The sequence below is a fragment of the Hoeflea sp. EC-HK425 genome, assembly GCF_902498795.1.
Classification (GTDB): domain Bacteria; phylum Pseudomonadota; class Alphaproteobacteria; order Rhizobiales; family Rhizobiaceae; genus Hoeflea; species Hoeflea alexandrii.
The window spans coordinates 1-1,145 of record NZ_LR701550.1 but is presented as its reverse complement, the minus strand read 5'-3'; the positions used below and the strand labels follow the sequence as shown (position 1 = coordinate 1,145).

The 1,145-nt window shown below is 57.2% G+C and carries 1 protein-coding gene; it reads left to right on the top strand.

Annotated elements, in window-relative coordinates; genetic code table 11:
- The coding region (locus SPHINGO391_RS00435; protein WP_152007101.1) for an ISL3 family transposase at positions 1-1,136 on the top strand (1,136 nt) is incomplete at its 5' end.
- Between the last annotated feature and the right edge of the window lie 9 nt (positions 1,137-1,145).

The following is a 1,145-nucleotide window of genomic DNA, read 5'->3' as shown; positions in this document are numbered from 1 at the left end:
GGCGGCAGTCCTCGCACTACGGCACCATCATGGTCGATCTCGAACGCCGAACAGTCGTCGATGTTCTGGACGATCGTAGCGTCGAGAGCGCAAAGGCATGGTTGCAGGAACGTCCTGCTATTGAGGTCGTCAGCAGAGATCGCTGCGGCCTATACGCCCGGGCCGCCCGGGAGGGTGCAGCGCAGGCCCGGCAGGTAGCCGATCGTTTTCATCTGGTCCAAAACCTTCGGGCGGCAATCAAGGAACAGATGAGCCTCTCTGGCTACGCTCACGTCAGGCCGATCTTGTCAGAAGATGCTATTGCCAGCTCTGCGGCACAACACCGCCGCGCCCGCTTGGCACACAGACAATCCCGCCAGGAAACATTCGAGATGCTTCATGCTCTGCGCCAGCAGGGCCTCACCTATAGTGAGATTGCCAGGCGGACTGGATATGAGCGCCGCAGCGTCGCGAATTGGCTTACGTCCAACACACCACGGGACAGAAACCGGGCAGCATTGAACCCGACATCGCCATTGTATTTCGAAGCCTTCCTGGCTGAATGTTGGAAAGAGGGAAACCGCACTGGACGCCACCTGTTTTACGATATCAAGAACCGTGGGTACACGGGTAGCCGTTCCAATCTGGAGCGCTTGTTGAAAACATGGCGTAATGCTGAAAAGGATCGGCCTGACGATATCTCCTTTGAAGAGCATACTCCAGAACCGGTTCGTGACCCCGATACCGGCCATGCCATTTCTTCTGTAGTTGCAGCAGCTTTATGCATCAAGCCGCGCGGTCAATTGACGGACCGTCAGGCCAGAAAGGTCGATGCCTTGAAGCGGGGTTCGGCAGCGTTCGCCACGATGCGGAGTCTGGCCATGCGCTTCAACGGCATCCTGCGCAGCAAAAACCCGGAAGCGCTGGATGAATGGATCGACGGTGCTATCGATAGCGAACTCACCGCAATCATGCGTTTCGCCAGCGTTCTGCGGCGGGATATTGATGCCGTCAAGAATGCAATCGAACTCCCCTGGAGCAACGGGCAGGCAGAAGGACAGATCAACCGCTTGAAGACGTTGAAGCGAGCAATGTACGGCCGCGCCGGCCCAGAATTGATGAGGGCGAGAATGCTACCGTTGAATCACAGACTTTGAGGAAGAACC